General features: G+C 56.9%; 14 protein-coding genes, 1 tRNA gene and 3 rRNA genes. 13 read left to right on the forward strand and 5 right to left on the reverse strand.

Annotated features, from left to right (window positions below):
* Positions 1–14 precede the first annotated feature (14 nt).
* The 8 genes from GNG27_RS01010 to aceK all read left to right on the forward strand — a co-directional run bounded on the left by GNG27_RS01010 (position 15) and on the right by aceK (position 11233).
* A 16S ribosomal RNA gene (locus tag GNG27_RS01010) occupies positions 15–1556 on the forward strand.
* An 86-nt stretch (positions 1557–1642) separates the two neighbouring features.
* Positions 1643–1718: transfer RNA gene (locus GNG27_RS01015), tRNA-Glu, on the forward strand.
* Between the two features lie 210 nt (positions 1719–1928).
* Positions 1929–4834: ribosomal RNA gene (locus GNG27_RS01020) — 23S ribosomal RNA — on the forward strand.
* Between the two features lie 92 nt (positions 4835–4926).
* Positions 4927–5042, forward strand: a 5S ribosomal RNA gene (rrf, locus tag GNG27_RS01025).
* Together the 16S, 23S and 5S rRNA genes with 1 tRNA gene alongside form the textbook arrangement of a ribosomal RNA operon.
* A 257-nt stretch (positions 5043–5299) precedes the next feature.
* On the forward strand, positions 5300–6229 hold the full coding sequence (gene metA, locus GNG27_RS01030) for a homoserine O-succinyltransferase (RefSeq protein WP_156262672.1): 930 nt from the start codon (positions 5300–5302) through the stop codon (positions 6227–6229).
* Between the two features lie 269 nt (positions 6230–6498).
* Positions 6499–8100 (forward strand): malate synthase A, encoded by a 1602-nt coding sequence (gene aceB, locus GNG27_RS01035; protein WP_156262673.1) that lies wholly within the window; start codon positions 6499–6501, stop codon positions 8098–8100.
* A gap of 32 nt (positions 8101–8132) precedes the next feature.
* Complete coding sequence (aceA, locus tag GNG27_RS01040; protein ID WP_156262674.1) at positions 8133–9437, forward strand: isocitrate lyase; 1305 nt, start codon at positions 8133–8135, stop codon at positions 9435–9437.
* A gap of 68 nt (positions 9438–9505) precedes the next feature.
* Positions 9506–11233 carry a bifunctional isocitrate dehydrogenase kinase/phosphatase gene (gene aceK, locus GNG27_RS01045; protein ID WP_156262675.1) on the forward strand — a complete coding sequence of 576 codons (1728 nt, stop codon included), beginning with the start codon at positions 9506–9508 and terminating at the stop codon, positions 11231–11233.
* An 81-nt stretch (positions 11234–11314) separates the two neighbouring features.
* Here the strand turns inward: aceK and iclR are convergent, their stop codons facing one another.
* Positions 11315–12139, reverse strand: coding sequence for a glyoxylate bypass operon transcriptional repressor IclR (gene iclR / locus GNG27_RS01050; RefSeq protein WP_156262676.1), 825 nt, complete (start codon positions 12137–12139; stop codon positions 11315–11317).
* A 194-nt stretch (positions 12140–12333) separates the two neighbouring features.
* Here iclR and metH point away from each other — a divergent pair, with 194 nt between their 5' ends.
* The 3 genes from metH (at position 12334) to rluF (ending at position 18973) form a co-directional block, all read left to right on the forward strand.
* Positions 12334–16017 carry a methionine synthase gene (gene metH / locus GNG27_RS01055; RefSeq protein WP_156262677.1) on the forward strand — a complete coding sequence of 1228 codons (3684 nt, stop codon included), beginning with the start codon at positions 12334–12336 and terminating at the stop codon, positions 16015–16017.
* Positions 16018–16320: 303 nt separating this feature from the next.
* The gene (locus GNG27_RS01060; RefSeq protein ID WP_156262678.1) at positions 16321–17952 is read left to right on the forward strand and encodes a Na/Pi cotransporter family protein; all 1632 of its coding nucleotides are present in this window, start codon (positions 16321–16323) and stop codon (positions 17950–17952) included.
* A 145-nt stretch (positions 17953–18097) separates the two neighbouring features.
* Positions 18098–18973 carry a 23S rRNA pseudouridine(2604) synthase RluF gene (rluF, locus tag GNG27_RS01065; protein WP_156262679.1) on the forward strand — a complete coding sequence of 292 codons (876 nt, stop codon included), beginning with the start codon at positions 18098–18100 and terminating at the stop codon, positions 18971–18973.
* Here the strand turns inward: rluF and GNG27_RS01070 are convergent, their stop codons facing one another.
* From GNG27_RS01070 to rtcR, 3 genes are all read right to left on the reverse strand, one after another.
* Positions 18974–19246 (reverse strand): DUF3811 domain-containing protein, encoded by a 273-nt coding sequence (locus GNG27_RS01070; protein ID WP_142487830.1) that lies wholly within the window; start codon positions 19244–19246, stop codon positions 18974–18976. It abuts the gene before it with no gap.
* A gap of 63 nt (positions 19247–19309) precedes the next feature.
* Positions 19310–20254 (reverse strand): ketopantoate/pantoate/pantothenate transporter PanS, encoded by a 945-nt coding sequence (gene panS, locus GNG27_RS01075; protein WP_142487831.1) that lies wholly within the window; start codon positions 20252–20254, stop codon positions 19310–19312.
* A gap of 111 nt (positions 20255–20365) precedes the next feature.
* Positions 20366–21940 carry an RNA repair transcriptional activator RtcR gene (gene rtcR, locus GNG27_RS01080; protein WP_156262680.1) on the reverse strand — a complete coding sequence of 525 codons (1575 nt, stop codon included), beginning with the start codon at positions 21938–21940 and terminating at the stop codon, positions 20366–20368.
* 188 nt (positions 21941–22128) lie between these two features.
* Between rtcR and GNG27_RS01085 the strand changes: the two genes are divergently transcribed.
* Positions 22129–23355: an RtcB family protein gene (locus tag GNG27_RS01085; RefSeq protein WP_156262681.1), complete on the forward strand. Its 1227-nt coding sequence runs from the start codon at positions 22129–22131 to the stop codon at positions 23353–23355.
* Between the two features lie 5 nt (positions 23356–23360).
* Positions 23361–24149 (forward strand): nucleotidyltransferase domain-containing protein, encoded by a 789-nt coding sequence (locus tag GNG27_RS01090; RefSeq protein WP_156262682.1) that lies wholly within the window; start codon positions 23361–23363, stop codon positions 24147–24149.
* Positions 24150–24182: 33 nt separating this feature from the next.
* Here the strand turns inward: GNG27_RS01090 and lysC are convergent, their stop codons facing one another.
* A complete protein-coding gene (gene lysC, locus GNG27_RS01095; RefSeq protein ID WP_156262683.1) occupies positions 24183–25532 on the reverse strand; it encodes a lysine-sensitive aspartokinase 3 in 1350 nt (449 codons plus the stop codon).
* Between the last annotated feature and the right edge of the window lie 16 nt (positions 25533–25548).

A 25548-nucleotide genomic window follows, 5' to 3' on the forward strand; every position in this document is an offset into this window, starting at 1 on the left:
CGAGCATCAAACTTAAATTGAAGAGTTTGATCATGGCTCAGATTGAACGCTGGCGGCAGGCCTAACACATGCAAGTCGAGCGGTAGCACGGGGGAGCTTGCTCCCTGGGTGACGAGCGGCGGACGGGTGAGTAATGTCTGGGAAACTGCCTGATGGAGGGGGATAACTACTGGAAACGGTAGCTAATACCGCATAATGTCGCAAGACCAAAGAGGGGGACCTTCGGGCCTCTTGCCATCAGATGTGCCCAGATGGGATTAGCTAGTAGGTGGGGTAACGGCTCACCTAGGCGACGATCCCTAGCTGGTCTGAGAGGATGACCAGCCACACTGGAACTGAGACACGGTCCAGACTCCTACGGGAGGCAGCAGTGGGGAATATTGCACAATGGGCGCAAGCCTGATGCAGCCATGCCGCGTGTATGAAGAAGGCCTTCGGGTTGTAAAGTACTTTCAGCGAGGAGGAAGGTGTTGCGGTTAATAACCGCAGCAATTGACGTTACTCGCAGAAGAAGCACCGGCTAACTCCGTGCCAGCAGCCGCGGTAATACGGAGGGTGCAAGCGTTAATCGGAATTACTGGGCGTAAAGCGCACGCAGGCGGTCTGTCAAGTCGGATGTGAAATCCCCGGGCTCAACCTGGGAACTGCATTCGAAACTGGCAGGCTAGAGTCTTGTAGAGGGGGGTAGAATTCCAGGTGTAGCGGTGAAATGCGTAGAGATCTGGAGGAATACCGGTGGCGAAGGCGGCCCCCTGGACAAAGACTGACGCTCAGGTGCGAAAGCGTGGGGAGCAAACAGGATTAGATACCCTGGTAGTCCACGCCGTAAACGATGTCGACTTGGAGGTTGTTCCCTTGAGGAGTGGCTTCCGGAGCTAACGCGTTAAGTCGACCGCCTGGGGAGTACGGCCGCAAGGTTAAAACTCAAATGAATTGACGGGGGCCCGCACAAGCGGTGGAGCATGTGGTTTAATTCGATGCAACGCGAAGAACCTTACCTACTCTTGACATCCAGAGAACTTAGCAGAGATGCTTTGGTGCCTTCGGGAACTCTGAGACAGGTGCTGCATGGCTGTCGTCAGCTCGTGTTGTGAAATGTTGGGTTAAGTCCCGCAACGAGCGCAACCCTTATCCTTTGTTGCCAGCGGTTAGGCCGGGAACTCAAAGGAGACTGCCAGTGATAAACTGGAGGAAGGTGGGGATGACGTCAAGTCATCATGGCCCTTACGAGTAGGGCTACACACGTGCTACAATGGCGCATACAAAGAGAAGCGACCTCGCGAGAGCAAGCGGACCTCATAAAGTGCGTCGTAGTCCGGATTGGAGTCTGCAACTCGACTCCATGAAGTCGGAATCGCTAGTAATCGTAGATCAGAATGCTACGGTGAATACGTTCCCGGGCCTTGTACACACCGCCCGTCACACCATGGGAGTGGGTTGCAAAAGAAGTAGGTAGCTTAACCTTCGGGAGGGCGCTTACCACTTTGTGATTCATGACTGGGGTGAAGTCGTAACAAGGTAACCGTAGGGGAACCTGCGGTTGGATCACCTCCTTACCTTAAAGAACCTGCCTTTGTAGTGCTCACACAGATTGTCTGATGAAAAGTAAAAAGCAAGGCGTCTTGCCGAAGCAGACTTCAGTGTCCCCTTCGTCTAGAGGCCCAGGACACCGCCCTTTCACGGCGGTAACAGGGGTTCGAATCCCCTAGGGGACGCCACTTGCTGGTTTGTGAGTGAAAGTCACCTGCCTTTATATCTCAAAACTAACTCTCTGAGTTACGTTTGAGATATTTGCTCTTTAAAAATCTGGATCAAGCTGAAAATTGAAACGACATGCCCTGTCTGTTCTCCGTAATAAGAGCAGATAAGCGGTGTGTCAGAGTCTCTCAAATTTTCGCAATCAGAAGTGAAACATCTTCGGGTTGTGAGGTTAAGCGACCAAGCGTACACGGTGGATGCCTAGGCAGTCAGAGGCGATGAAGGACGTGCTAATCTGCGATAAGCGTCGGTAAGGTGATATGAACCGTTATAACCGACGATTTCCGAATGGGGAAACCCAGTGTGTTTCGACACACTATCGTTAAGTGAATACATAGCTTAACGAAGCGAACTAGGGGAACTGAAACATCTAAGTACCCTGAGGAAAAGAAATCAACCGAGATTCCCCCAGTAGCGGCGAGCGAACGGGGAGCAGCCCAGAACCTGAATCAGCGTATGTATTAGTGGAAGCGTCTGGAAAGTCGCAGGGTACAGGGTGATACTCCCGTACACAAAAATACATGCACTGTGAGTTCGAAGAGTAGGGCGGGACACGTGGTATCCTGTCTGAATATGGGGGGACCATCCTCCAAGGCTAAATACTCCTGACTGACCGATAGTGAACCAGTACCGTGAGGGAAAGGCGAAAAGAACCCCGGCGAGGGGAGTGAAAAAGAACCTGAAACCGTGTACGTACAAGCAGTGGGAGCACCCTTGGGGTGTGACTGCGTACCTTTTGTATAATGGGTCAGCGACTTATATTCTGTAGCAAGGTTAACCGTATAGGGGAGCCGAAGGGAAACCGAGTCTTAACTGGGCGTTAAGTTGCAGGGTATAGACCCGAAACCCGGTGATCTAGCCATGGGCAGGTTGAAGGTTGGGTAACACTAACTGGAGGACCGAACCGACTAATGTTGAAAAATTAGCGGATGACCTGTGGCTGGGGGTGAAAGGCCAATCAAACCGGGAGATAGCTGGTTCTCCCCGAAAGCTATTTAGGTAGCGCCTCGTGAATTCATCTCCGGGGGTAGAGCACTGTTTCGGCTAGGGGGCCATCCCGGCTTACCAACCCGATGCAAACTGCGAATACCGGAGAATGTTATCACGGGAGACACACGGCGGGTGCTAACGTCCGTCGTGAAGAGGGAAACAACCCAGACCGCCAGCTAAGGTCCCAAAGTCATGGTTAAGTGGGAAACGATGTGGGAAGGCACAGACAGCCAGGATGTTGGCTTAGAAGCAGCCATCATTTAAAGAAAGCGTAATAGCTCACTGGTCGAGTCGGCCTGCGCGGAAGATGTAACGGGGCTAAACCATGCACCGAAGCTGCGGCAGCGACACTATGTGTTGTTGGGTAGGGGAGCGTTCTGTAAGCCGTTGAAGGTGTGCTGTGAGGCATGTTGGAGGTATCAGAAGTGCGAATGCTGACATAAGTAACGATAAAGCGGGTGAAAAACCCGCTCGCCGGAAGACCAAGGGTTCCTGTCCAACGTTAATCGGGGCAGGGTGAGTCGACCCCTAAGGCGAGGCCGAAAGGCGTAGTCGATGGGAAACAGGTTAATATTCCTGTACTCGGTGTTACTGCGAAGGGGGGACGGAGAAGGCTATGTTGGCCGGGCGACGGTTGTCCCGGTTTAAGCATGTAGGCGGAGGTTCCAGGTAAATCCGGAACCTTGTTAACGCTGAGGTGTGATGACGAGGCACTACGGTGCTGAAGCAACAAATGCCCTGCTTCCAGGAAAAGCCTCTAAGCATCAGGTAACATCAAATCGTACCCCAAACCGACACAGGTGGTCAGGTAGAGAATACCAAGGCGCTTGAGAGAACTCGGGTGAAGGAACTAGGCAAAATGGTGCCGTAACTTCGGGAGAAGGCACGCTGATGTGTAGGTGAAGCCCCTGCGGGTGGAGCTGAAATCAGTCGAAGATACCAGCTGGCTGCAACTGTTTATTAAAAACACAGCACTGTGCAAACACGAAAGTGGACGTATACGGTGTGACGCCTGCCCGGTGCCGGAAGGTTAATTGATGGGGTTAGCGGCAACGCGAAGCTCTTGATCGAAGCCCCGGTAAACGGCGGCCGTAACTATAACGGTCCTAAGGTAGCGAAATTCCTTGTCGGGTAAGTTCCGACCTGCACGAATGGCGTAATGATGGCCAGGCTGTCTCCACCCGAGACTCAGTGAAATTGAAATCGCTGTGAAGATGCAGTGTACCCGCGGCAAGACGGAAAGACCCCGTGAACCTTTACTATAGCTTGACACTGAACACTGGTCCTTGATGTGTAGGATAGGTGGGAGGCTTTGAAGCGTGGACGCCAGTCTGCGTGGAGCCATCCTTGAAATACCACCCTTTAATGGCTGGTGTTCTAACGTAGACCCGTGATCCGGGTTGCGGACAGTGTCTGGTGGGTAGTTTGACTGGGGCGGTCTCCTCCTAAAGAGTAACGGAGGAGCACGAAGGTTAGCTAATCCTGGTCGGACATCAGGAGGTTAGTGCAATGGCATAAGCTAGCTTGACTGCGAGAGTGACGGCTCGAGCAGGTGCGAAAGCAGGTCATAGTGATCCGGTGGTTCTGTATGGAAGGGCCATCGCTCAACGGATAAAAGGTACTCCGGGGATAACAGGCTGATACCGCCCAAGAGTTCATATCGACGGCGGTGTTTGGCACCTCGATGTCGGCTCATCACATCCTGGGGCTGAAGTAGGTCCCAAGGGTACGGCTGTTCGCCGTTTAAAGTGGTACGCGAGCTGGGTTTAGAACGTCGTGAGACAGTTCGGTCCCTATCTGCCGTGGGCGCTGGAGAATTGAGGGGGGCTGCTCCTAGTACGAGAGGACCGGAGTGGACGCATCACTGGTGTTCGGGTTGTCATGCCAATGGCACTGCCCGGTAGCTAAATGCGGAAGAGATAAGTGCTGAAAGCATCTAAGCACGAAACTTGCCCCGAGATGAGTTCTCCCTGAGCCTTTAAGGCTCCTGAAGGAACGTTGAAGACGACGACGTTGATAGGTCGGGTGTGTAAGCGCAGCGATGCGTTGAGCTAACCGATACTAATGAACCGTGAGGCTTAACCTTACAACGCCGAAGCTGTTTCGGCGGATTTGAGAGATTTTCAGCTGATACAGATTAGTCACTGCGCCTGCGGGCGGGGTGAACAACAGAATTTGCCTGGCGGCTGTAGCGCGGTGGTCCCACCTGACCCCATGCCGAACTCAGAAGTGAAACGCCGTAGCGCCGATGGTAGTGTGGGGCCTCCCCATGCGAGAGTAGGGAACTGCCAGGCATCAAATCACGCGAAAGCCCATCCTCCCGGATGGGCTTTTTGCGTTGCGGCGGAAAAACCCGCCGGGCGGCTGCGCCTTCCAGTGGTTTAGTAGGCCCGGTAAGCGTAGCGCCACCGGGCAATCCTGCCGCACCCAACCCCCTTCCTTGAAACTTTCTCACCTTTCACATGCAGACTCGACATTTGCCTTATTCCTGGTTATTGTCAGCTATCTGGATGTCTAAACGTTTATACGTATGCTTTGAGGATCTAAGGTTATGCCGATTCGGGTGCAGGACGAGCTACCAGCCGTCAATTTCTTGCGTGAAGAAAATGTCTTTGTCATGAAGGCATCGCGCGCTACAGGTCAGGAAATTCGTCCTCTGAAGGTGCTTATCCTCAACCTGATGCCGAAGAAGATTGAGACGGAGAATCAATTCCTCCGCTTGCTCTCAAACTCCCCCCTCCAGGTCGATATTCAGCTGTTGCGTATTGATGCGCGTGAGTCCCGCAACACGCCTTCGGAGCATCTTAATAACTTCTACTGTAACTTTGATGATATCTGCGACGACAATTTCGATGGACTGATTGTCACCGGTGCGCCGCTGGGCCTGGTTGAGTTCAACGACGTGGCCTACTGGCCGCAGATTAAGCAGGTGCTGGAGTGGGCCAAAGATCACGTCACCTCCACGTTGTTTGTCTGTTGGGCGGTGCAGGCGGCACTCAATATTCTTTACGGTATCCCTAAGCAGACCCGCAGCGAAAAACTTTCTGGCGTCTACGAACACCATATTCTGCACCCCCATGCACTGCTGACGCGGGGCTTTGATGACACCTTCCTGGCTCCCCATTCACGCTATGCCGATTTCCCGGCAGCACTGATCCGTGACTACACCGATCTGGAGATTCTGGCAGAAAGCGAGGAGGGGGATGCCTATCTGTTCGCCAGCAAAGATAAGCGTATTGCTTTTGTTACCGGTCATCCCGAGTACGATCCCGATACTCTGGCGAGCGAATATTTCCGCGATGTGGAAGCGGGTTTGAACCCGGACGTGCCCTATAACTATTTCCCGCAAAACGATCCGCAGAACAAACCGCGGGCAACCTGGCGCAGTCATGGCAACCTGCTGTTTACTAACTGGCTCAACTATTACGTCTACCAGATCACGCCATACGATCTGCGCCACATGAATCCGACACTGGAGTAATCCTCTGAGGATCTTGATCCTGTAGCGTTTCAGCTCTCCAGTTAAGGCACCTTCGGGTGCCTTTTTTATTTCCGAAATCCCCTCCGCTTGATGAATGATTTTTAATCTAATAAATATCAATCGCTTAAGTTCATTTTAAATTAAAAATGGAAATAGTTTTTGATTTTGCGATAAATATGGATAGTCTTAATTTTGCTGAACGAAAACTACACAACGATCTTTCGTTCGCGTGGGGAAATGAATTTGGATCAACGACGAGGAGCAGTGGAATGAATCAACAGGCAACCATTATCGATGAACTGGCCTTTAACCAACCGCATGGCGAGCAGGAGCAGCAGATTATGACGCCAGATGCCGTTGAGTTTCTTACCGAGCTGGTGACCCGCTTCACGCCAAAACGCAATAAGTTACTGGCCGCACGTATCCAGCAGCAGCAAGACATTGATAACGGAAAGCTGCCTGACTTTATTTCGGAAACTGCTTCCATTCGTGAAGGTGACTGGACGATACGCGGCATTCCGCAGGATCTGCAGGACCGACGCGTCGAGATCACCGGGCCGGTAGAGCGTAAAATGGTGATCAATGCGCTGAATGCCAATGTGAAAGTCTTTATGGCGGATTTTGAAGATTCGCTGGCGCCTGACTGGAACAAAGTGATCGAAGGCCAGATCAACCTGCGCGACGCGGTGAACGGCACCATCAGTCACACCAATGAAGCCGGCAAAATTTATCAGCTTAAACCTAACCCGGCGGTCCTGGTCTGCCGCGTGCGCGGCCTGCATTTACCGGAAAAGCATGTTACCTGGAACGGGGAAGCGATCCCGGGCAGCCTGTTCGACTTTGCCCTCTACTTCTTCCATAACCATAAAAATCTGCTGGCAAAAGGCAGCGGCCCCTATTTCTACTTGCCGAAAACCCAGTCCTGGCAGGAAGCGGCCTGGTGGAGTGAGGTCTTCAGCTATGCCGAAGATCGTTTCGACCTGCCGCGCGGCACCATCAAAGCCACGCTGCTGATTGAAACCCTGCCGGCAGTGTTCCAGATGGATGAGATCCTGCATGCCCTGCGTGACCACATTGTTGGCCTGAATTGCGGCCGCTGGGATTACATTTTCAGCTATATCAAGACCCTGAAAAACCACCCCGATCGTGTTCTGCCGGATCGCCAGGTGGTGACCATGGACAAATCATTCCTGAATGCCTACTCGCGTCTGCTGATCAAAACCTGCCACAAACGCGGCGCCTTCGCGATGGGCGGCATGGCGGCCTTTATTCCGAGCAAAGACAGCGAGCGTAACAATCAGGTGCTGAACAAAGTGAAGGCCGACAAGGAGCTGGAAGCCAGCAACGGCCATGACGGCACCTGGGTGGCGCATCCCGGACTGGCCGATACCGCCATGGAGGTGTTCAACCGCATTCTGGGCGATAGCAAAAATCAGCTGCACGTAACCCGCGAAGAAGATACGCCAGTCACCGCCGCACAGCTGCTCGAGCCGTGCGAGGGCGAGCGCACCGAAGAGGGAATGCGTGCCAATATCCGCGTGGCGGTGCAGTACATCGAAGCGTGGATCTCCGGCAACGGCTGTGTGCCGATTTACGGTCTGATGGAGGATGCCGCCACCGCTGAGATCTCCCGTACCTCTATCTGGCAGTGGATCCACCATCAGAAGACCCTCAGCAACGGCAAACCGGTCACCAAAGCCCTGTTCCGCGAGATGCTGTCGGAAGAGATGCTGAACATTCAGGACGAGCTGGGCGAGCACCGCTTCAGCAGCGGCCGCTTCGACGCCGCCGCACGCCTGATGGAACAGATCACCACCTCAGATGAGCTCATCGACTTCCTGACGCTGCCTGGCTACCGCCTGCTGGCCTGATTTCACCACATAACAATATGGAGCATCTGCACATGAAAACCCGTACCCAACAAATCGAAGCATTACAGAACGAGTGGACTCAACCGCGCTGGGAAGGCATTGAACGCCCTTATAGCGCAGAGGAAGTGGTGAAGTTACGCGGCTCGGTCAACCCCGAGTGCACTCTGGCGCAGCTGGGGGCGGCCAAAATGTGGCGTCTGCTGCACGGCGAATCGAAGAAGGGTTACATCAATAGCCTCGGCGCGCTGACGGGCGGCCAGGCGTTGCAGCAGGCGAAAGCGGGCATTGAAGCGGTCTATCTGTCGGGCTGGCAGGTCGCGGCGGACGCCAACCTGGCGTCCAGCATGTACCCGGATCAGTCTCTCTATCCGGCAAACTCTGTCCCGGCGGTGGTGGAGCGGATCAACAATACCTTTCGCCGTGCGGATCAGATCCAGTGGGCGTCCGGCATTGAGCCAAACGATCCGCGCTTTGTGGATTACTTCCTGCCGATTGTCGCCGATGCCGAAGCGGGCTTTGGCGGGGTGCTGAACGCCTTCGAGCTGATGAAATCGATGATTGAAGCCGGTGCAGCGGCCGTTCACTTCGAAGATCAGCTGGCCTCGGTGAAAAAGTGCGGGCATATGGGCGGTAAAGTGCTGGTGCCAACGCAGGAGGCGATCCAGAAACTGGTGGCTGCCCGTCTGGCCGCTGACGTGCTGGGCGTTCCGACGCTGGTGATTGCCCGTACCGATGCTGATGCCGCAGACCTGATCACCTCCGATTGCGACCCTTACGACAGCCAGTTTATTACCGGGGAACGTACCAGCGAAGGCTTCTACCGTACCCATGCCGGCATTGAGCAGGCGATTAGCCGCGGCCTGGCCTATGCTCCTTATGCCGATCTGGTGTGGTGCGAAACCTCTACCCCGGACCTGGCGCTGGCTAAACGCTTCGCTGACGCCATTCATGCGAAATACCCGGGCAAACTACTGGCCTATAACTGCTCACCGTCCTTCAACTGGCAGAAAAACCTGGACGATAACACCATCGCCAGCTTCCAGCAGGCGCTGTCGGACATGGGCTACAAGTATCAGTTCATCACCCTCGCGGGCATTCACAGCATGTGGTTCAACATGTTCGACCTGGCGCACGCCTACGCCCAGGGCGAGGGGATGAAGCACTACGTCGAGAAGGTCCAGCAGCCGGAGTTCGCGGCAAGCCAAAAGGGCTACACCTTTGCCTCACATCAGCAGGAAGTGGGAACGGGCTACTTCGACAAAGTCACCACCATCATTCAGGGCGGCGCCTCCTCCGTGACCGCGCTGACCGGGTCGACCGAAGAAGCACAGTTCTGATAACGGAAACGCCCGGTGGCGCTACGCTTACCGGGCCTACGGTTCTGTTTCCTGGGGAGAGGGAAGCTATGTCGCGTGGCCTGGAGTTACTGATTGCACAAACCATTCTGCAGGGCTTCGATGCCCAGTATGGTCGTTTCCTTGAAGTGACGTCCGGGGCGCAACAGCGCTTTGAGCAGGCCGACTGGCACGCCGTGCAGCAGGCGATGAAGCAGCGTATTCACCTTTATGATCATCACGTTGGGCTGGTGGCGGAGCAATTGCGCTGCATCACCGGGCACACCAGTACCGATGCCGCGTTCTTACTGCGTGTGAAAGAGCATTACACCCATCTGCTGCCGGATTACCCTCGCTTTGAAATTGCAGAAAGCTTTTTCAATTCCGTCTATTGTCGGCTGTTCGATCACCGCTCGCTGTCACCGGAGCGGCTCTTTATTTTCAGCTCTCAATCCGGACAACGTTTTCGCACCCTGCCGCGACCGCTGGCGAAAGATTTCTTTCCCGATCAGGGCTGGGAGGCGTTGTTAACCAAAGTGTTAGCCGATCTCCCCCTGCGGCTGCCCTGGCAAAATCGCCCGCGTGATGTCGGGTATATCATCGCCCATCTCTCTGACACGCTGGGTGCAGACAAGCTGCGCAACGGCTATCTGCAGGTCGCGAACGAACTCTTCTATCGCAACAAAGCCGCCTGGCTGGTGGGCAAGCTGGTTACGCCGGACGCCACGCTGCCGTTTCTGCTGCCCATTCATCGCAGTGATGAAGGGGAGCTGATGGTGGATACCTGCCTGACCACCAGCGCCGAGGCGAGCATCGTTTTCGGCTTCGCCCGCTCCTATTTTATGGTTTATGCCCCGCAGCCTGGCGCGCTGGTGGCGTGGCTGCGGGAAATCCTTCCGGGTAAAACCACCGCCGAGCTCTATATGGCGATAGGGTGTCAGAAGCATGCCAAAACCGAGAGCTACCGGGAGTATCTGCACTATATCGCCCATGCCGACGAGCAGTTTATTGAAGCCCCGGGTATTCGCGGCATGGTGATGCTGGTCTTTACCCTGCCGGGGTTTGACCGGGTGTTTAAGGTGATTAAGGACAAATTCGCCCCACAAAAAGAGATGTCTGCCGCCCACGTGCGCGCCTGCTATCAGCTGGTTAAAGAGCACGATCGCGTCGGGCGAATGGCGGATACCCAGGAGTTTGAGAACTTCGTACTCGATAAGCGACAGATTGCGCCGGAACTGATGGCACTGTTGCTTCAGGAAGCGCCGGGAAAAATCAGCGATCTGGGTGACCGGATTATCATCAGCCATCTCTACATTGAACGACGGATGGTGCCGCTCAATATCTGGCTGGAGCAGGCGGAGGGACAGGCCCTTCACGACGCCATCGAAGAGTACGGCAATGCTATCCGCCAGCTGGCGGCGGCTAACATCTTCCCGGGCGATATGCTGTTCAAAAACTTCGGCGTCACCCGACACGGGCGGGTGGTGTTCTACGATTACGACGAAATCTGCTACATGACGGAAGTGAATTTCAGGGAGATCCCGCCGCCGCGTTACCCGGAGGATGAGCTCGCCAGCGAGCCCTGGTACAGCGTCTCACCGGGAGATGTCTTCCCGGAAGAGTTTCGTCACTGGCTCTGCGCTGACCCGCGCATCGGGACGCTATTTGAGGAGATGCACGCCGATCTGTTTCGCGCCGACTACTGGCGGGGCCTGCAAAAGCGCATCCAGAACGGTCATGTGGAAGATGTGTATGCTTACCGGCGTAAGCAGAGGTTTAGCATCAGATTTGCGGTTTAACGCCCGGTGGCGCTGCGCTTACCGGGCCTACGGTCCGAATGTAGGCCGGGTAAGGCGCAGCCGCCACCCGGCAAAACCATCTTAACGGATCCCACCATACGCCAGCGTGACCTCTTTCGCCGCCTTAATCACCAGCGCCCCCAGCTCGGTCACCCGATCATCGGTCATTCGCGAGATTGGCCCGGAAATAGAGATGGCGGCAAAGGGCTCGCGATGCTCGTCATAGATGCAGGCGGCAAGACAGCGCAGACCCAGCGCATGCTCCTCATCATCAAAGGAGTAGCCGCGCTTGCGCGTCAGGGCCAAATCCTCTTTCAGATGCACCGGAGACACCAGCGTCGCATGGGTATAGGCGTGTAAGCCTTTGCGGTGCAGCAGCCCGGTAACCTGCTCTTCGCTCAGCTGGGACAGGAATGCTTTTCCCGCCCCGGAGGCGTGCATCGGCAGCTTGCCACCAATCGGCGCCGACATGCGCATCAGCTGGGTACACTGAACCTGGTCGATAATAATCGCCTGATGATCGCTCTGGTCGAGCACCGCCAGGTTGACCGTCTCGCCGGAGTCTTCCATCAGTTTGCGCAGGATCGGGTGCACGATAGCGAGCAGGTTACGGCTCTGCAAAAAGCTGCTGCCGACGATAAACGCGTGGGCACCTACGGACCAGTGCCCCAGCTCGCCCACCTGACGGACAAAGCCCAGCTGCTGCATGGTGGTAAGCAGGCGATGGGTAGTGGAGTTCGGCAGGCCAGCCTGCTGGGCCAGCTCGGTCAGCGCCACGCTGCTGTGCGACTCGGCTATCCACTCCAGCAGTTTGAGGCCCCGCGTCAGGGACTGGACTTGTCCGCCCGCCGGGGCGGTTGCGGCGGCGGGTTTTCTGCCGCGTTTAGCGGGAACGGTGGCAACCATGACAGGCTCCTTTTTCTGTATCGTGGAAATCATTTTCGTTTTATTTGGCTGTTTTGCAACCGCTATCCTTACTGATCGGAGGAGTTATAGTGAACATGTCTCATGTTACCGCGGTGTGACTTTTCCCCTTTGCAAGATTATGCCAGTATGGTCTGCTGGCCTTTTGGCCTGGTTGAGCGTTGGCGGGAGCAAGTGTGAGCAGCAAAGTAGATCAACTGCGTGCGCAGTTAAATGAACGCATTCTGGTGCTGGATGGCGGTATGGGCACCATGATCCAGAGCTATCGTCTGAGTGAAGACGACTTTCGCGGCGACCGCTTCGCCGACTGGCCCTGCGATCTGAAAGGTAACAACGACCTGCTGGTGCTCAGCAAGCCAGAGATTATCGCCGCCATTCATTACGCCTATTTCGAGGCGGGCGCGGATATCGTTGAGACCAACACCTTCAACTCGACAACTATCGCCATGGCGGATTACGAGATGGAATCCCTGTCGGCGGAGATCAACTATGAGGCGGCGAAGCTGGCGCGTGCCTGTGCCGACGAATGGACGGCCCGCACGCCAGAGAAACCGCGCTACGTCGCAGGCGTGCTTGGCCCGACCAACCGCACCGCCTCTATCTCTCCGGACGTGAACGATCCGGCATTTCGTAATATCACCTTTGACCAGCTGGTGGCGGCGTACCGCGAGTCGACCCGTGCGCTGGTGGAAGGCGGTTCCGATCTGATCATGATTGAAACGGTCTTCGATACCCTCAACGCCAAAGCCGCTATCTATGCGGTGAAAGAGGAGTTCGAGGCCCTCGGCGTGGATCTGCCGATCATGATCTCCGGCACCATCACCGATGCCTCTGGCCGAACCCTGTCCGGGCAGACCACCGAAGCCTTTTATAACTCCCTGCGCCACGCCGATGCTCTGAGCTTTGGCCTGAACTGTGCGCTGGGGCCGGACGAACTGCGCCAGTACGTACAGGAGCTGTCGCGCATCGCCGAATGCTACGTGACCGCTCACCCGAACGCCGGCCTGCCGAACGCCTTCGGTGAATACGATCTCGACGCCGCGACCATGGCGGCGCAGATCCGCGAATGGGCCGAGTCCGGGTTCCTGAATATTGTCGGCGGCTGCTGCGGCACCACGCCGGAGCATATCGCCGCCATGAGCCACGCCGTGGCAGGCCTGCCGCCGCGTAAATTACCCGAGCTGCCGGTTGCCTGTCGACTGGCCGGGCTTGAACCGTTGAACATCGGTGATGAGAGCCTGTTTGTGAACGTCGGGGAACGTACCAACGTCACTGGCTCCGCGAAGTTCAAGCGTCTGATCAAAGAAGAGAAATACAGCGAAGCGCTGGATGTGGCCCGCCAGCAGGTAGAGAGCGGCGCGCAAATTATCGATATCAACATGGATGAGGGGATGCTCGACGCCGAAGCGGCGATGGTGCGTTTCCTCAACCTGATCGCCGGTGAGCCGGACATTGCCCGCGTGCCGATCATGATCGACTCCTCGAAATGGGAAGTTATCGAGAAAGGGCTGAAGTGCATTCAGGGCAAGGGCATCGTTAACTCCATCTCCATGAAAGAGGGGGTTGAGCCCTTTATCCATCATGCCAAACTGTTGCGCCGCTACGGTGCCGCCGTAGTGGTGATGGCCTTTGATGAAGTGGGCCAGGCGGATACCCGCGAGCGTAAAATTGAGATCTGCCGCCGCGCGTACCAGATCCTGACCGAAGAGGTCGGCTTCCCACCGGAAGACATTATTTTTGACCCGAATATCTTCGCCGTCGCGACCGGGATTGAAGAGCACAACAACTACGCCCAGGACTTTATCGGTGCCTGTGAAGACATCAAGCGCGAGCTGCCGCACGCGCTGATCTCCGGCGGCGTGTCGAACGTGTCGTTCTCGTTCCGCGGTAACGACCCGGTGCGTGAAGCCATCCACGCGGTGTTCCTTTACTACGCCATCCGCAACGGGATGGACATGGGGATCGTTAACGCTGGCCAGCTGGCGATTTACGACGATCTGCCAGCGGAGCTGCGCGATGCGGTAGAAGATGTGATCCTTAACCGCCGTGACGACGCCACCGAGCGCATGCTGGAGCTGGCGGAAAAATATCGCGGCAGCAAAGCCGACGACGGCGCCAATGTTCAGCAGGCCGAGTGGCGCTCGTGGGACGTGAAAAAGCGTCTCGAATATTCGCTGGTAAAAGGCATCACCGAGTTTATCGAGCTGGATACCGAAGAGGCCCGCCAGCAGGCCGCGCGTCCGATTGAGGTGATCGAAGGCCCGCTGATGGACGGCATGAACGTGGTCGGCGATCTGTTCGGCGAGGGTAAAATGTTCCTGCCGCAGGTGGTGAAATCCGCCCGCGTAATGAAGCAGGCGGTGGCGTATCTCGAGCCCTACATCGAAGCCAGCAAAGAGAAAGGCTCCAGCAACGGCAAGATGGTGATTGCCACCGTGAAGGGCGACGTACACGACATCGGCAAAAACATCGTCGGCGTAGTACTGCAGTGTAATAACTACGAGATTATCGACCTCGGCGTGATGGTGCCGGCGGATAAAATCCTCAAAACCGCGCGCGAGGTGAATGCTGACCTGATTGGCCTCTCGGGGCTGATTACCCCGTCGCTTGACGAGATGGTCAACGTGGCGAAAGAGATGGAGCGCCAGGGCTTTACCCTGCCGTTGCTGATTGGCGGGGCGACTACCTCGAAAGCGCACACGGCGGTGAAGATCGAGCAGAACTACAGCGGGCCGACGGTGTACGTACAGAACGCGTCGCGCACGGTGGGCGTGGTCTCGGCGCTGCTTTCAGCAACCCAGCGCGACGACTTTGTTGCCAGAACCCGCAAAGAGTACGAGACGGTGCGTATCCAGCACGCGCGCAAAAAGCCGCGCACCCCGCCGGTCACCCTGGCCGCGGCTCGTGATAACGACCTGGCCTTTGACTGGTCAAGCTATACGCCGCCGGTTGCCCATCGTCTGGGCGTGCAGGAGGTGACGGCCAGCATTGAAACCCTGCGCAACTACATCGACTGGACGCCGTTCTTTATGACCTGGTCGCTGGCCGGAAAATATCCGCGCATCCTCGAAGATGAAGTGGTGGGTGAAGAGGCCCAGCGCCTGTTTAAGGATGCCAACGACCTGCTCGATCAGCTCAGCGCGGAGAAAACCCTCAACCCGCGCGGTGTGGTGGGGCTGTTCCCGGCCAACCGTGTGGGCGATGACATCGAGATCTATCGCGATGAAACTCGCACCCACGTGCTGACGGTCAGCCATCATCTGCGTCAGCAGACCGAGAAGGTCGGTTTTGCCAACTACTGCCTGGCCGATTTCGTCGCGCCTAAGCTGAGCGGTAAAGCGGACTACATCGGTGCCTTTGCCGTAACCGGCGGGCTGGAGGAGGACGCGCTGGCGGATGCCTACGAAGCGCAGCATGATGATTACAATAAAATCATGATTAAAGCGATTGCCGACCGTCTGGCCGAGGCCTTTGCCGAATACTTGCATGAGCGGGTGCGTAAAGTGTACTGGGGCTATGCCCCGAACGAGAACCTCAGCAATGAGGAGCTGATCCGCGAGAACTACCAGGGCATTCGTCCGGCCCCGGGTTATCCGGCCTGCCCGGAGCACACCGAGAAAGGCACTATCTGGCAGCTGCTGGATGTTGAAACCCATACCGGCATGAAGCTCACCGAATCTTTCGCCATGTGGCCTGGGGCGTCGGTGTCCGGCTGGTATTTCAGCCATCCTGACAGCAAGTACTACGCCGTGGCGCAGATCCAGCGCGATCAGGTGGAGGATTATGCCCTGCGTAAAGGGATGAGCGTTTCGGAAGTGGAGCGTTGGTTAGCACCGAACCTCGGCTACGACGCAGACTGACCTGGCTTACTTGCCAGCTTGCACCAGGGCTGTCCTCACTCGGGTCACGTACTTTGTGTACGCTCCCCTCACTGCGGGCAGTCCGTGTGCAATCTGACTGCGCCGCCGACGGTCAGTGCCCGGTTCACGTCACGTTTCCTTACAACAAACAGGGCACCCACAGGGTGCCCTGTCTCTTTCTTACGTTTGACCCCTTATACTTGAGAAGAGCTCAGGTCAGGCGTAGGCCGGATAAGCGAAGCGCCATCCGGCGTTTCTGGCGTGGGCTTAAGGAACTGATAACGAAAAGGAGAACCTACATCCGTGCTGACTCTGCTACATCTGCTTTCTGCCGTGGCGTTGCTGGTCTGGGGCACGCACATTGTCCGTACCGGCGTGATGCGTGTTTTTGGTGCCCGCTTACGTACTGTACTCAGCCGCAGCGTTGAGAAAAAACCGCTCGCGTTCTGCGCCGGCATTGGCGTGACCGCGCTGGTGCAAAGCAGCAACGCCACCACCATGCTGGTCACCTCGTTTGTGGCGCAGGATCTGGTGGCGCTGACCCCTGCGCTGGTGATTGTCCTCGGTGCCGACGTGGGGACCGCGCTGATGGCGCGGGTGTTAACCTTCGATCTCTCCTGGCTGTCGCCGCTGCTGATTTTCATCGGCGTGATATTTTTCCTTGGCCGTAAACAGACCCGCGCCGGACAGCTGGGACGGGTGGGGATCGGCCTTGGCCTGATTCTGCTGGCGCTGGAGCTGATCGTCCAGGCCGTCACACCCATTACCCAGGCCAGCGGCGTGCAGGTCATCTTCGCCTCGCTGACCGGCGATATCCTGCTGGATGCGCTGATTGGCGCGGTGTTTGCCCTGATTAGCTACTCCAGCCTGGCGGCGGTGCTGCTAACCGCCACGCTCACCGCGGCGGGGATCATCTCCTTCCCGGTGGCCCTGTGTCTGGTGATTGGCGCTAACCTCGGCTCCGGCCTGCTGGCGGTACTCAATAATAGCGCCGCCAACGCCGCGGCCCGTCGCGTGGCGCTCGGCAGCCTGCTGTTTAAGCTGGTGGGTAGCCTGGCCATCCTGCCTTTCGTCTATCCGCTGGCGAATCTGATGGATAACCTGTCGCTGCCGGAATCGGAGATGGTGATCTACTTCCACGTCTTTTATAACCTGGTGCGCTGCCTGGCGATGGTACCCTTTGCCGGGGTGATGGCGCGGTTCTGTGAACGGATTATCCGCGATGAACCCGAGCTCGATGCGCGCCTGAAACCGAAACATCTGGACACCTCAGCTCTGGATACCCCGGCGCTGGCGCTGGCCAATGCCGCCCGGGAAACGCTGCGCATGGGCGATGCCATGGAGCAGATGCTGGAGGGGCTGAAAAAGGTGATGCACGGCGAACCGCGGGAAGAGAAAGCGCTGCGCAAGCTCGCGGATGACATCAACGTGCTCTATACCGCCATCAAGCTCTATCTGGCGCGGATGCCAAAAGATGAGCTGGCGGAAGAAGAGTCCCGCCGCTGGGCGGAGATCATAGAGATGTCGCTCAACCTGGAGCAAGCCTCCGATATCGTCGAACGCATGGGGAGTGAAATCGCTGACAAATCGCTGGCGGCCCGCCGGGCGTTTTCCCTCGAAGGGGTCAAAGAGCTGGATGCGCTGCACGATCAGCTGCTTGCCAACCTCAAGCTGGCGATGTCGGTCTTTTTCTCCAGCGATCTGGCCAGCGCCCGTCGCCTGCGTCGTAACAAGCACCGTTTCCGCATCCTCAACCGCCGCTATTCCCACGCGCACGTTGACCGGCTGCACCAGCAGAACGTGCAAAGTATCGAGACCAGCTCCCTGCATATGGGGCTACTGGGCGACATGAAGCGTCTGAACTCCCTGTTCTGCGCGGTGGCGTACAGCGTGATGGAGCAGCCGGATGAAGATGATGGCCGGGATGAGTATTAATCTGCGTTAAGCCTTTGGCGCGGGCAACGACGCCGGGGGCTTGCGCAAGATAGCCAGGACCATACTGAATGCGTCTCGTATTTCCTGGTACTTAGCTTTTTACCAGCCCAAACCTGGGGTATATTTCGCCTCTACAGGAGAAATTATGCTGCCAACTCAATCTACCCGATTAAACAAATACATTAGCGAGAGCGGGATCTGCTCGCGCCGCGAGGCTGACCGTTACATTGAACAGGGCAACGTGTTTATCAACGGTAAACGCGCCACCATTGGCGATCAGGTCGTCCCTGGCGACGTGGTCAAAGTGAATGGTCAATTGATCGAGCCCCGGGACGAAGAAGACCTGGTGTTTATCGCGCTGAATAAACCGGTTGGCATTGTCAGTACCACGGAAGATGGCGAGCGCGACAACATCGTTGATTTCGTCAACCACAGCAGCCGTATCTTCCCGATTGGCCGTCTGGATAAAGACTCCCAGGGATTAATTTTCCTCACCAACCACGGCGATCTGGTGAATAAGATCCTGCGGGCCGGTAACGACCACGAGAAAGAGTACATCGTCACGGTCAACAAGCCGGTGACGGACGAATTCATTCGCGGGATGGGGGCGGGCGTTCCGATCCTCGGCACAGTCACGAAGAAGTGCAAGGTGAAGAAAGAGGCGCCGTTCGCCTTCCGTATCACCCTGGTTCAGGGCTTAAACCGCCAGATCCGCCGTATGTGCGAACATTTTGGCTTTGAAGTGACGAAGCTGGAGCGTACGCGCATCATGAACGTCAGCCTCTCCGGCATTCCGCTGGGCGAGTGGCGCGATCTGACCGGGGACGAGTTGATTGAGCTGTTTAAGCTGATCGAGAACTCATCCTCAGAAGCGAAGCCGAAAGCGAAGGCAAAACCGAAAATGCAGGGCATCAAGCGACCGGTGGTCAAGGCCCCACAGGCGGAAGAGAAAAGTAAAGCCAAACCGGCCGGGAACGGAAAACGCTTTACCCAGCCAGGGCGTAAAAAGAAAGGGCGCTGATCAGCGCCTTCCACGGGTTGGGGTATTCGCCGACCAGGAGAATGTCGCCTCTTTATCCACCTTATAAGCCTGCGCTTTTTTAAGCTTGCGGGCTTGTTTGGCTTCCAGTTCACGCTGCGCCATCAGTTTGTCGATGTACTCTTTCTTTACGTGATTGGTTTCGGCGTTGGTCAGCAGTCGGCCATGGGCGATACGGGCGCGATCGAGCAGGGTTTTCAGTTCGCGCTGCTCGCTTTCCGTCATGTCTTTCTGGGTCAATCTCGGTGTGGACATACCTGAAGCCTCCTGTGAGAGAGGCTTCAGTGTAAAGCATGCCTTCGCAGTCGCGAAGCTGAATTAACCTTCCTTCACCACATCGCGTTTCTTTTGTTCATCGATCGGCTTACCCGACCAGTAACCCGCCAGCAGCGAGCCGGACAGGTTATGCCATACCGAGAACAACGCACCCGGCAGAGCCGCCAGCGGCGAGAAGTAAATTTTGCCGAGCGCAGCGGCCAGGCCGGAGTTCTGCATCCCGACCTCAATCGCCAGCGTGCGGCAGGTGGATTCGTCAAAGCCGAATAGCTTTCCGCCCCAGTAACCGCCCAATAGGCCGATGGTGTTATGCAGAACCACGGCGATAATCACCACAAAACCGACAGAGGCGATATGCGCCGCAGAACCGGCGACCACGGCGCTGATAATGGCCAGAATACAGACCATCGAAAACGCCGGCAGATACGGCTCCACGGCTTTCACCAGTCGAGGGAACAGATGGTGGATAATCAGCCCCAGCGCAATCGGGATCACCACGATCTGCAGAATGCTCAGCAGCATTCCCATCACATCCACCTGAATGTGGGCATCCACGTACAGACGCGTCAGCAGCGGGGTTGCTACCACGCCCACCAGCGTGGAGACGGAGGAGATGGTCACCGACAGCGCCACATCGCCTTTCGCCAGATAGATCATCACGTTGGAGGCTGTACCGCTGGCCACGCTTCCCACCAGCACCATCCCGGCGGAGAGGTCAGGCGGCATCTTAAAGGCGATAGCCAGCGCCCATGCCGCCAGCGGCATCACCAGGTAGTGCAGGAAAATACCCGCCGCGACCGGGGCCGGGCGTGACAGCACGCGTTTAAAATCGTCGACTTTCAGGTGCACGCCCATGCCGAACATGATCAGCATCAGCAGCGTGGTGACCCACGGGCCGATAGCGGTAAAGGTGGATGGCGTGTAATACGCGAGAACAGAGAGCAGCAGCGCCCATAACGGGAACAGCCGGGTAATGGCGGATAACATACGGATTCCTTGCGATTGTGTTGTGTCATGTAGTTATAAAAAAGCCGGGTTCGAGCCCGGCTTAGAGATATTGTTTATCCTGCTAATGAATTTTGTTCAACCAAATTTTCTTCATGATCCCGGGTGAAGACTTTCCCAGCTCAGCCCAAAGCGGGTGAGATATTTGCGCAGCCTGTCGGCATCGTTGGGGTTGACCTTTTTCATCCGGGAGACTGCAAAGAGTTCGCGACCGGCCTCGGATAATGAGGCGCTACGACGGCACACCTCCAGCACGGTTTCCAGCTGTCGCTGGTCGAAGAGATCGAGCGCCATCGCCGCGGATGGCGTGGCGATTTGCCAGCTCTCCTGCAGCCTGACGATCTCTTCCTCAACAAGCGCTAAGGTGATGCGCCCCTGTTCGGCAAGCGTGGCCATCCGCGCCACAGAGGAACCCAGTTCACGAAAGTTACCCCGCCACAACGCCTGAGGCGAGTCAGCAAAACGCAGATAGCGCTCACGTGCCTCTCTGTCGAAACGCACCTGGGATTGCGCTTCAGTCGCGAAGCGTTGCAGTTCGTACCCCACGTTGGGGGCGATATCCTCCCGACGCTGCGCCAGGCCGGGCAGGGCAAAACTCCACATATTGATACGGGCCCAGAGATCCTCCCGGAAGCGACCTTCCGCCACCCACTGGCGCATATCCCGGTGCGTACCGGCAATCAGCTGAAAATCGCTCCTGACCTCTTTATCAGAGCCAAACGGGAAGAAGGTTTTTTCTTCGATGGCCTTCAACAGCATGGCTTGTTCGTCGAGGCCCAGTTCGGCGATCTCATCTAAAAACAACACGCCGCCGTCGGCCTCACGCAGCAGCCCGGCACGCGCCGTTGCCGCCCCGGTAAATGCCCCTTTGACATGACCGAAAAGGGTCGACATGGCGTTGTCACCCCGCAGCGTGGCGCAGTTTACTGCCACCAGCCTGCCCGTCAGCTGATGGCGGGATTGCTTAAGCTGGTAAATACGGTTGGCGAGGAAGGATTTTCCGGCCCCCGTTGGGCCCGTCAGCAATACAGGGGCGGTCGAGCGCAGCGCCACGCGTTCAATCTGATCGATCAGGGCGTTGAAAGTGGCATTGCGGGTATCAATCCCGGCTTTGAGGAACGAAACGGATTCCTGCTGCTCGCGCTGAAAGCGGCTGGTCAGCGCGGCATAGCGGCTTAAATCCAGGTCGATGATCGAGTAACGTCCGACAGGCACTGCCTCTTCGGGCGCATCCCTGCTGGCAGGGCCGGTCTGGATCAGGCTAGCGGGAAGATACCGCGCTTCGGTCAGCAAAAACCAGCAGATCTGCGCCACGTGCGTGCCGGTGGTGATATGCACCAGGTACTCTTCATGCTCGGTGTCAAACTTGTAGTGGGTGGCGAAGTCGAGGAACGCGGCGTAGACCTCTTCAAAATCCCAGGGATCGGCAATGGTGACGGACCACGGGCGCACGGTGGTATGGGGCGAGAGCAGCCTGATATCTTCCGTTATCTGTTCCGCCATCCCCCGATCCTGGGGCTGGTGGAGGAGCTCAAGCCTGTCGACGGGGAGGTCGGGCTGCTGGCAAAGCCCGACCGTCGGGCGCCATTTGCGTAAGCGGTTGGCCCGCTTGCCGCGTTTGTCCATCACCGTGCCCAGGACCCCAATAACCACTCGCCGCTTTTTCATGTTTATCCTTCAAGATAAAAACTGATACTAAAAGATAAAAATATTCTGCGGCTTAAGCAATGTCTGAAGAAACTATGTGAATTAAAGTAAATATAATCAAAAGGATATGTTTTATTTATGAAGGCTTAATATTCTGGCACGCTTCTGGCAATACTTCTCAGTAACAGACATCCCTGAGGGTGAGCACCATGAAACAGAATGATTTTGACGTATTAACGGCGCATCACAGCGCACCGGTAAAAATGTGGACGCACGGGGTGCCCGTAGAGCCAGAGGCGCGCGAGCAGTTGCTGAACACTGCGAAGATGCCTTTTATTTTCAAACATCTGGCGGTGATGCCGGATGTGCATCTCGGGAAAGGGTCCACCATTGGCAGCGTGATCCCCACCAAAGGGGCCATTATTCCGGCGGCGGTGGGGGTAGATATCGGCTGTGGGATGATCGCCGTGCGGACGTCGCTGCTGGCAGGCGATCTGCCGGATAACCTTCACGGGCTGCGCAGCGCCATTGAACAGGCGGTGCCGCACGGGCGCACCAACACCCGCTCCCGTCGCGACAAGGGGGCGTGGGAAAAGACGCCGGATGAAGTGGATAACCACTGGCGACAGCTGGCGCCGCGCTTTAAGCGGCTGACGGATAAGTATCCGCAACTGCTGAAAACCAATAACCATCAGCATCTGGGGACGCTGGGCACCGGGAACCACTTTATCGAGGTGTGCCTGGACGAGCAGCAGCGCGTGTGGGTCATGCTGCACAGCGGCTCACGTGGCGTGGGTAATGCGATTGGCAACGTGTTTATCACCCTGGCGCAGAAGGATATGCAGCAGCATATCGCCAACCTTCCTGACAGGAATCTGGCCTATTTCCAGGAGGGGAGCCGACACTATAACGACTACATCGAGGCCGTGGAGTGGGCGCAGGATTTTGCCCGCCATAACCGCGAGGTGATGATGTCGCGCGTGCTGGCCGCGCTGTCGCGCATCGTGCCAAAGCCTTTTCTGACCCAGCAGGAGGCGGTGAATTGCCATCACAACTATGTGCAGAAAGAGCGTCATTTTGGTGAAGAGGTGCTGGTGACCCGCAAAGGGGCAGTGTCGGCACAGAAGGGCGAAATGGGCATCATCCCCGGCTCGATGGGGGCGAAGAGCTTTATCGTGCGCGGCCTGGGCAATGAGGAGAGCTTCTGCTCCTGTAGCCATGGGGCAGGACGGGTGATGAGCCGCACGGCGGCCAAAAAACGCTTCACCGTTGCCGATCAGATCCGCGCCACGGCCCACGTCGAGTGCAGAAAAGACAACGAGGTCATCGATGAAATCCCGATGGCCTATAAAGACATCGATGCCGTCATGGCGGCGCAAGCATCCCTGGTCGAAATCGTCCATACGTTGCGCCAGGTAGTATGTGTAAAAGGATAAAGCAGATGGCTGATAACGGTGTGGATACCGCCATGCGCGAGCGTGTGCGGCAGCAACTCAACGAAATAGAGCAACGATTCAATGTGACCGTGCTATATGCCTGTGAATCGGGCAGCCGCGGCTGGGGCTTTGCATCGCCGGATAGCGATTATGACGTGCGCTTCCTGTATGTGCATAAACCTGACTGGTATTTGCGCGTCGAGCCGCAGCGGGATGTCATTGAGCTGCCCATAGACGACGAACTTGACGTGAGCGGTTGGGAGTGGCGCAAGGCGCTTGGCCTGCTGAAAGCGGCTAACCCCACGCTTATCGAGTGGCTGGATTCGCCGGTGGTCTATCAGCAGAGCGACAAGGTGATAACCGAGCTACGCACGCAGGTGCCCGCCTGGTTCTCCCCCGTGCGTGCGCGCTGGCACTACTACTCTATGGCGCGCAAAAATTTCCGCGGCTATTTGCAGGACGCAGAGGTCCGGCTGAAAAAGTACTTTTACGTCCTGCGTCCTCTATTAGCGGTGCGGTGGGTGGAGGCCGGAAAAGGTATGCCACCGATGCGTTTTGCCGAACTGCTGGCGGGAAGCGAGCTTGATGCGCCGTTACGTCAGGAAATCGATGACCTGCTGGCGATAAAACAGCGTGCGGGAGAAGCGCAATACGGCCCCAGACGGCCTTTGCTGCATGCTTTCATCACTCAGGAGTTGGCGCGGGGTGAAAACCCTCCTACGCTGCCGGACAGCCGTAATGGCAAGATAGCCTCGCTGGATTCGCTGCTGATGAGAACGGTACTGGCAGGATAAAAAAATGGCCCGGTTTCCCGGGCCATTTTTCTGTTACTCAAACAAGTTATGATGCAGTTTCTGCACGACCTGCTCGGCTTCGGCGCCAGGCACCAGGAAGCACAGGTTGTAGCTGGAAGCACCATAGCAAATCATGCGGATGTTGAACGGCTCCAGCACGCCAAACACCTCTTTGCCCACGCCGCTGGCGCGGGACAGCTCGTTACCGATGATCGCCACCAGGGCGAGATCTTCTTCCACCTCAACACGGCACAGTTCCGAAAGCTCCATCAGCAGAGACTGCGTCAGCAGGGTATCGCCGGTGGAGGTAGAGCCGGTAGTATCCAGGGTCAGGGCGATGTTCACTTCTGAAGTGGTCACGAGATCTACCGAGATGCTGTGGCGCGCCAGAATACTGAACACTTCGGCCAGGAAGCCGCGGGAGTGCAGCATGCTCAGGCTGTGCAGGGTCAGCAGGGTCTGTTTGCGACGCAGCGCCAGAGCGCGGAACAGCGGTGGGTTTTCAGTGGTGTTGCACACCATGGTACCGCCCGCTTTTGGATCCTTGCTGGAGCCCACGAACACCGGAATGTCGCTGCGCACGGCAGGCATCAGCGTTGCCGGGTGCAGCACTTTCGCGCCAAAGGTCGCCATCTCAGCGGCCTCTTCAAAGGCGATCACATCAATACGTTTTGCCGCAGGCACCACGCGCGGGTCGGTGGTGTAGATGCCCGGCACGTCCGTCCAGATATCGACGCGGGAGGCCTGCAGGGCTTCACCCAACAGGGCGGCGGTGTAGTCGCTGCCGCCGCGGCCCAGCGTGGTGGTACGGCCTTTGGCTTCGCTACCGATAAAGCCCTGGGTGATGACAATCCCTTCCGCCAGGCGCGGCGCCAGCTGTTGGGTCGTCAGTTCGGCAATAGCGGTAACGTCCGGCTCGGCGCGGCCAAAGCGGTCGCTGGTGCGCAGCACTTTACGCACGTCAAACCACTGCGACTGAACGTTACGCTCGCGCAGCACTTCGACGAACAGCAGGGTCGACATCAGCTCACCGTGGCTGACCAGCTCGTCGGTCAGGGCGGTAGAGGTGGCCAGAGAGGCGGCTTCCGCCAGGGTGATAATATTTTCCAGCAGGCGCTCGATCTCTTCGCTAATCACGCTCGGATCGCGCAGGCGGCTAAGAATATCGAACTGAATTTTGTGCAGCGCTTCGAGCTTAGCCTGGCGCTCGCTCGCTTCCAGCCCTTCAGCAAGGGCGACCAGCAGATTGGTGACGCCAGCCGAAGCGGACAACACCACCAGGCGGGTATCAGGATCGGCCAGCACCACATCGGCGCTGCGGTTCATGGCATCGTAATCGGCCACGCTGGTACCGCCAAATTTGGCGACAACAAAACTCGTCATAACAACCTCGTGTCAG

This window comes from Leclercia sp. 119287 (assembly GCF_009734485.1).
In the GTDB taxonomy this organism is placed as follows: Bacteria; Pseudomonadota; Gammaproteobacteria; order Enterobacterales; family Enterobacteriaceae; genus Enterobacter; species Enterobacter adecarboxylatus_C.

Bases quoted from the DNA above. Each gene is read 5' to 3' on its own strand.
- GNG27_RS01090 (WP_156262682.1), top strand. From the start codon at position 23,361: ATGGCTGATAACGGTGTGGATACCGCCATGCGCGAGCGTGTGCGGCAG.
- aceK (WP_156262675.1), top strand. From the start codon at position 9,506: ATGTCGCGTGGCCTGGAGTTACTGATTGCACAAACCATTCTGCAGGGC.
- metA (WP_156262672.1), top strand. From the start codon at position 5,300: ATGCCGATTCGGGTGCAGGACGAGCTACCAGCCGTCAATTTCTTGCGT.
- aceB (WP_156262673.1), top strand. From the start codon at position 6,499: ATGAATCAACAGGCAACCATTATCGATGAACTGGCCTTTAACCAACCG.
- rluF (WP_156262679.1), top strand. From the start codon at position 18,098: ATGCTGCCAACTCAATCTACCCGATTAAACAAATACATTAGCGAGAGC.
- panS (WP_142487831.1), bottom strand. From the start codon at position 20,254: ATGTTATCCGCCATTACCCGGCTGTTCCCGTTATGGGCGCTGCTGCTC.
- lysC (WP_156262683.1), bottom strand. From the start codon at position 25,532: ATGACGAGTTTTGTTGTCGCCAAATTTGGCGGTACCAGCGTGGCCGAT.
- iclR (WP_156262676.1), bottom strand. From the start codon at position 12,139: ATGGTTGCCACCGTTCCCGCTAAACGCGGCAGAAAACCCGCCGCCGCA.
- aceA (WP_156262674.1), top strand. From the start codon at position 8,133: ATGAAAACCCGTACCCAACAAATCGAAGCATTACAGAACGAGTGGACT.
- GNG27_RS01070 (WP_142487830.1), bottom strand. From the start codon at position 19,246: ATGTCCACACCGAGATTGACCCAGAAAGACATGACGGAAAGCGAGCAG.
- rtcR (WP_156262680.1), bottom strand. From the start codon at position 21,940: ATGAAAAAGCGGCGAGTGGTTATTGGGGTCCTGGGCACGGTGATGGAC.
- GNG27_RS01085 (WP_156262681.1), top strand. From the start codon at position 22,129: ATGAAACAGAATGATTTTGACGTATTAACGGCGCATCACAGCGCACCG.